This is a genomic window from Mesorhizobium sp. M7A.F.Ca.CA.003.01.2.1 (genome assembly GCF_003998945.1).
Classification (GTDB): domain Bacteria; phylum Pseudomonadota; class Alphaproteobacteria; order Rhizobiales; family Rhizobiaceae; genus Mesorhizobium; species Mesorhizobium ciceri.
Window position 1 is genome coordinate 1 of sequence record NZ_RZRA01000287.1, and the last position, 5885, is coordinate 5885.

Annotated in this window: 7 protein-coding genes and 1 pseudogene; 6 read left to right on the top strand and 2 right to left on the bottom strand. The window is 62.7% G+C overall.

What is annotated here, in order from left to right; genetic code table 11:
• The 6 genes and pseudogenes from EN969_RS13830 to EN969_RS13855 all read left to right on the top strand — a co-directional run.
• A pseudogene (locus tag EN969_RS13830) lies at positions 1-156 on the top strand (sugar ABC transporter permease); the annotation flags it as partial.
• A 1-nt stretch (position 157) separates the two neighbouring features.
• Positions 158-1051 carry a carbohydrate ABC transporter permease gene (locus EN969_RS13835; RefSeq protein ID WP_013529760.1) on the top strand — a complete coding sequence of 298 codons (894 nt, stop codon included), beginning with the start codon at positions 158-160 and terminating at the stop codon, positions 1049-1051.
• A gap of 138 nt (positions 1052-1189) precedes the next feature.
• The gene (locus tag EN969_RS13840) at positions 1190-1762 is read left to right on the top strand and encodes a rod-binding protein (RefSeq protein ID WP_024502710.1); all 573 of its coding nucleotides are present in this window, start codon (positions 1190-1192) and stop codon (positions 1760-1762) included.
• A gap of 13 nt (positions 1763-1775) precedes the next feature.
• Positions 1776-2201: a hypothetical protein gene (locus tag EN969_RS13845; protein WP_013529758.1), complete on the top strand. Its 426-nt coding sequence runs from the start codon at positions 1776-1778 to the stop codon at positions 2199-2201.
• A gap of 97 nt (positions 2202-2298) precedes the next feature.
• Entirely contained in the window at positions 2299-2814 is a 516-nt protein-coding gene (locus tag EN969_RS13850; RefSeq protein WP_013529757.1) for a hypothetical protein, read from the top strand.
• Between the two features lie 173 nt (positions 2815-2987).
• Positions 2988-3296 (top strand): SCP2 sterol-binding domain-containing protein, encoded by a 309-nt coding sequence (locus EN969_RS13855; protein WP_128337429.1) that lies wholly within the window; start codon positions 2988-2990, stop codon positions 3294-3296.
• Between the two features lie 95 nt (positions 3297-3391).
• Here the strand turns inward: EN969_RS13855 and EN969_RS13860 are convergent, their stop codons facing one another.
• Positions 3392-3961, bottom strand: coding sequence for an N-acetyltransferase (locus tag EN969_RS13860; RefSeq protein ID WP_063168935.1), 570 nt, complete (start codon positions 3959-3961; stop codon positions 3392-3394).
• 153 nt (positions 3962-4114) lie between these two features.
• Positions 4115-5248, bottom strand: a complete 1134-nt coding sequence (odc2, locus tag EN969_RS13865; protein WP_024502712.1) for an ornithine/lysine decarboxylase — start codon at positions 5246-5248, stop codon at positions 4115-4117.
• Positions 5249-5885: the final 637 nt, after the last annotated feature.

The following is a 5885-nucleotide window of genomic DNA, read 5'->3' on the forward strand; positions in this document are numbered from 1 at the left end:
ATGGCGACGCTCTCGTTCCAGCGCGGCATTTCCGGCGGCCAGCTTGGCGAGGGAGCCGCGATCGCGGTGGCGATGATCCCGTTCCTGCTTGCGGCGATCCTTTTCAGCTATTTCGGGCTGCAACGTCGTAAATGGCAGCAGGGCGGTGGAGACTGACATGGCCGCGATCGAAACGAGCAACCGTCCGAACACGGATGAAGGCGGCATGGGCTATCTTCAGAGCCTGCCCCGGCGCGTGGTGACCGTTTATCTGCCGCTCCTGATCTTCGTCATCGTGCTGCTGTTCCCGTTCTACTGGATGACGATCACGGCGGTGAAACCCAATCTCGAGATGACGGATTATGCCAATTTCAACCCGTTCTGGGTCGTCCATCCGACGCTCGAGCATATTCGGTATCTGCTCTTCGAGACGTCCTATCCGGGTTGGCTTCTCAACACGATCATCATCTCGACCGCCGCAACTTTCCTGTCGCTGCTGGCGGCGGTGTTCGCAGCCTATGCGATCGAACGCTTGAGGTTTTCCGGGGCGCGGCAGGTCGGCTTGGCGATCTTCCTGGCCTATCTCGTGCCGCCCTCGATTCTGTTCATTCCACTGTCGGTGATGGTGTTCAACCTCGGCCTTTACGATACGCCGTTCGCACTGATCCTCACCTATCCGACGTTCCTCATTCCATTCTGCACGTGGCTCTTGATGGGCTACTTCCGCTCGATACCCTTCGAACTGGAAGAATGCGCGCTGATCGACGGAGCGAGCCGCTGGCAAATCCTGACCAAGATAGTTCTGCCGCTGTCGGTGCCCGGCCTGATCTCCGCCGGCATCTTCGCCTTCACCCTGTCATGGAACGAATTCATCTACGCCTTGACCTTTATCCAGTCGTCCGAAAACAAAACCGTGCCGGTCGGCGTGCTTACCGAACTCGTACGTTCGGACGTCTATGAATGGGGAGCCCTGATGGCAGGCGCGCTGATCGGCTCCCTGCCGGTGGTGGTGCTCTATTCATTCTTTGTCGAGCACTACGTCTCCTCGATGACGGGGGCGGTCAAGGAGTGAGGCTGAGGCGGAAATCCCACCCTCGGCCGGCAGCTTCGATCCGATCCCCGCACTCCGCTCCCTCTCCTTCCCGCAAGCCTGCCACAAGCTTGTTGAGGCATGGTCTGGTCAGGGAAAACCGGTAAAAGGCGGACTTTCTTGGCGATTTCTCCACCCAGCGACATCGTTATGGATGTGGCCCGAGCCGTCGACCCGGCGGATATCGAGACCGCTCGCGCCGCGCTGGCAAAGCGGGCCGGCGGCGCTGCGGGCACGTTTTCACTCGACACCGCCGCTTCCGTCGATGCCGGCTCGATCCTGTCGCGCGCCACCGCCGACAAGGCCGCCGCCGCAACCGACCCGGCCAAGAAATTCAAGAAGTTCGAGGCGATGGTGCTGCAGACCTTCATCCAGAACATGCTGCCCAAGGACACCGAGGGCGTCTACGGCAAGGGCCTGGCCGGCGACATGTGGAAATCGCAGCTTGCCGAGCGGGTGGCGGACGTAATGGCCGAACGCGGCGGCATCGGCATCGCCAAATCGATGCTCGCCGACCACTATCTCGAAGGCAAGCGCGTCGTGCCCGTCGGTCCGGTTTCGGGCGGGCCGGAAAAGACCGAGGTCGACCAGCAAAACAGCCTGTCGACCTCGCTGGTCCATCAATTGCAGCGCAAGGCTGCGGGATCGATGACCGGTGACGAGACGACCATAAAAACAAATATCAAGATCTAAACTGGGAAACGCCATGGCCGACTTTTCGGAATCCACCCCCAACCTGCCAGCACGCACGACCACGTCGGAAGCGCCGATCCCGTTCGCGCGGCCCGGCAACCTCGCCGCCATCATCGGCCGCATCGAGGAAGTGGTCGAGGAAGAGACGGCAGGCATCCGCAACGCCACCAACTATGATCTCAAGGCATCGAACGCCCGCAAGAGCCGCTACCTCTACGAGTTGACCCGCGCCATGAAGGGCGGCAGCGAAGCCGAATTCCTCGAGCAGCACCGCGAGGGCCTGACCCGGCTGCGCCAGAAGCTGGCGAAGAACGAAGCGGCGATCCTGGCGCATCTCAGCGCGGTCAACGAAGTCGCCAGCCTGCTGCGGCACGCCATCCAGCGCGCCGAGACCGACGGCACCTATTCCGCCGGCGAGTTCGGCTGGATAAAGGCGTGATGGCGAACACAGGCGACACATCGGAGATCCTGCCTCGGCAACGGCGCCGTGCCGCGTTGCCATTGCAAGGGACTGACCAAGGGACTGACAAGGCCCGATGATCAAGGTCATCGCCATCGCCGTCTGGATCTGCGCCGCAACGCTGGGCGCCGTGTTCTATTCTTTCCAGGCGGCCGGCGAGCGCGGTGTCGGCGAAACGCCGAAGCCGATGCTGGGCGGCCTCGACTACGTCAAGACCGACATCATTTCGGTGCCGCTGATCCGCGATTCCGAGATCGGCGGCTATTTCCTGACCAAGCTTGTCTACACGGTCGAACCCGAGCAGATCAAGAAACTGTCCATTCCGGCCGAAGCGCTGATCACCGACCAGGTCTATTCCTACCTCTATTCCAATCCGCAGATCGACTTCACCAACAAGGCGACGATCGATCTCGATGCCTTCCGCGCCGCCATCCGCGATACCGTCAACACGCGTGTCGGGGCGCCTTTGGTGCATGAGGTTCTGATCGACCAGGTCAATTTCCTGTCGAAGGACGAAATCCGCGACAACTGGCTGCGCCGCAAGAAAAGCGAGACGGCGAGCGAAATGACCAAGGCGTTCAAGGAACACTGAGTTGCCGGGCTCGCATTTCCGGCCTCCTCCAGGCTCGCCTGCCGCAACGGCAGGAACCAACCGCCTGAATTCGCGTTGACGTAAACGTCAACGCAAAGCTATATGCGGCAGCGACCGTGATCGCGAAACCGCGGCACGGGCTTCGGCTGGATCGAAGCGCCGTTGCGAGACAGATGCAACCAGACAAGGAGAACAGCGTGAGCGTTCAGGAGATTGCCGAGAAGATCAAGTCGCGCGTGGCCAGCAGCGGGTTCGATCGTTCCGTGAAATTCGACACCGGCAGCGACGGCGTCATCGTCATCGACGGCGCAACCGTCTCGAACACCGATGCACCCACCGACTGCACCATCAAGCTCTCGCTCGACGATCTCGATTCGCTGATCGCTGGCGACCTGAACCCGACAATGGCGTTCATGACCGGCAAGATAAAGGTCGAAGGCGACATGACCGTTGCCATGGCGCTCAGCCAGCTGATCGGCTGAAGGCATGCAGGCGCCCAAGGTGGCGCCCACCAATCGCGAAAAAACGCCGCCTTTTCGGGCGGCGTTTTTGCATGAAATGCTGGCGGCTTCGTATCTCAGGCCGCCGATATCAATTCCTGCGCCTTCAGCTTGCGGCCGGCCGCCCTCAGCGTGCCGTGCACGCCGTCAAGCGCGCCTTCCACCAGTTCCAGCGCCAGCAGGCGGTGCCGCTCATAGGGTCCCGGCATGGCAAGCGAACCGGTCTTCTCGGCCGAGAAGCCGAAGCGCGCGTAATAGGGCGCATCGCCGACCAGAAGGATCGCGGCATGGCCAAGACGTGCCGCCTCGGCGATGGCATGGCGCATCAGGGCCGAGCCGATGCCGGCGTTCTTGAGCGACGGATCGACGGCAAGCGGGCCAAGCAGCAGCGCAGCCGCACCGCCCTCGCCCAGCCTGACGTCCCACAGCCGCACGGTGCCGGCGACGCCGCCCGAGCCATCGCGGGCGACGAAGACCAGGCCTTCCGAGGGCCGCCGGCCACGCCGCAGCTTCTCCGACGACTTTTTCCTGCGCTTCGGCCCCATCGCCCGATCGAGCAACGCCTCGCGCGCCGCAACATCGGCGGCGGTTTCGGCAACCATCACAAAGGCCGGTGCGTGGCCCCCAATTTCAACTGGCATTTCCATTTCCGTAATCCCTGGCGAGCGGAGATCTGTTCCACAGGCGAGCCCGGGTGGACGAAAGTCGCCCACCTGGGATGATCTGATCGGCTCTCTCAGCGCATTTTCAGGCGAAGTTGTGTCCGGTTCGCCGTTCGAAAATGCGCTGAGCAAGCGCCGTCAGATCACGTAGGATCGGAGAGGCTCGAAGCCGTTGAAGGCGACCGCCGAGTAGGTGGTCGTGTAGGCGCCGGTGCCTTCGATCAGCACCTCGTCGCCGATGGTCAGCGACAAAGGCAGCAGATAGGGCGTCTTCTCGTACATCACGTCGGCCGAATCGCAGGTCGGGCCGGCGAGCACGCAAGGTGCGGTCTCCGTGCCGTCATGCGCGGTGACGATCGGGTAGCGGATCGCCTCGTCCATCGTCTCGGCCAGGCCGCCGAACTTGCCGATGTCGAGGAACACCCAGCGCACATTGTCGTTGGCGGCCTTCTTCGAGATCAGCACGACTTCCGACTTGATGACGCCGGCATTGCCGACCATGCCACGGCCCGGCTCGATGATGGTCTCCGGAATGGCATTGCCGAAATGCTTGCGCAGCGCCGAGAAGATCGCCTGGCCATAGGCCTGGGCGGCCGGCACGTCACGCAGATAGCGCGTCGGGAAACCACCGCCCATATTGACCATCTTCAAGACGATGCCTTCCTCGGCGAGCGTCGCGAACACCACCTTGGCGTCGGCCAGCGCGCGGTCCCAGGCGGTCAGGTCGGTCTGCTGCGAGCCGACATGGAACGACACGCCATAGGCGTCGAGGCCGAGCCCCTTGGCATGGCGCAGCACGTCGACGGCCATCGCCGGCACGCAGCCGAACTTGCGCGACAGCGGCCACTCGGCGCCCTCGCCATCGGTCAGCACGCGGCAGAACACGCGCGCACCGGGCGCGACGCGGGCGATCTTCTCGACCTCTTCGACGCAATCGACGGCGAACAGGCGGATGCCGAGCTGGTAGGCGCGTGCGATGTCACGCTCCTTCTTGATGGTGTTGCCGAAGGAGATGCGGTCCGCCGGTGCACCAGCGTCCATCGCCATCTCGACTTCGGCAACGGAAGCGGTGTCGAAGGACGAGCCCATCGCAGCAAGCAGGCGCAGGATTTCCGGCGCCGGGTTTGCTTTCACCGCATAGTAGATCCTGGAATCGGGCAGCGCCTTCTCGAAGGCGCGGAAATTGTCGCGCACGACATCGAGGTCGACGACGAGGCAGGGGCCGGTCGGACGTCGGGTGGCGAGGAAGTCAAGGATGCGCTGGGTGGCCATCGGGGTCTCTCCATCAGCGCCTTTCGGCGCGCAATAAGGCTGCGGGACGCGGGCTGTCGGCCTCGCGAACTCGCGGTGGACAAAGGCGGGACGGAAATCCATGGAACCAGCCGGTGGAGACCCCGGAACCATGAAGCGCCGTCTCGCGGCGGTGAACCTTGGCCTTGCCCGGCCTCGGTTCGCTTTGTCTGCCTTGGCTTGGATGGGAGACCCGTCCGCACTGCCGGCAATGAAGGTGTGCCTCTTCAGTAACCCCGGTTTTTGGACAACCGGCAGAACACCAGAAAGGCCCGCACCGTCGTTGCTTCAAGGTGTCCTCGGGCTGGCGGTTGGCCGCTAGACCGACTGGAGGGGTTGGCTCCAGTTACCTTACCGATTTCCCTCACCATTCGAGGATCGGCGGACACCCACAGGCACGTGCGACTTTGGGCAAGCGCGATATAAGGGCGAAGACTTTCACAATCAATAAAAATCGTATCGCAGGTTGTAAAATTTCTGGCGTCGAACAATGTTGCGGCAACCGTATCCGGATATCGAACGATGACAGGCACGCACGGCCCTCTCAACGCCTTTCTCGATCTTCGCCAGATGCCCGTGGCACATGCCCAGCTCGGCCCGTTGGCCGGCCTGCGGCCTG

Coding starts and splice junctions, on each gene's coding strand:
- EN969_RS13855 (WP_128337429.1), top strand. CDS start 2,988: ATGCAACCAGACAAGGAGAACAGCGTGAGCGTTCAGGAGATTGCCGAG.
- EN969_RS13860 (WP_063168935.1), bottom strand. CDS start 3,961: ATGGAAATGCCAGTTGAAATTGGGGGCCACGCACCGGCCTTTGTGATG.
- EN969_RS13850 (WP_013529757.1), top strand. CDS start 2,299: ATGATCAAGGTCATCGCCATCGCCGTCTGGATCTGCGCCGCAACGCTG.
- EN969_RS13835 (WP_013529760.1), top strand. CDS start 158: ATGGCCGCGATCGAAACGAGCAACCGTCCGAACACGGATGAAGGCGGC.
- odc2 (WP_024502712.1), bottom strand. CDS start 5,248: ATGGCCACCCAGCGCATCCTTGACTTCCTCGCCACCCGACGTCCGACC.
- EN969_RS13845 (WP_013529758.1), top strand. CDS start 1,776: ATGGCCGACTTTTCGGAATCCACCCCCAACCTGCCAGCACGCACGACC.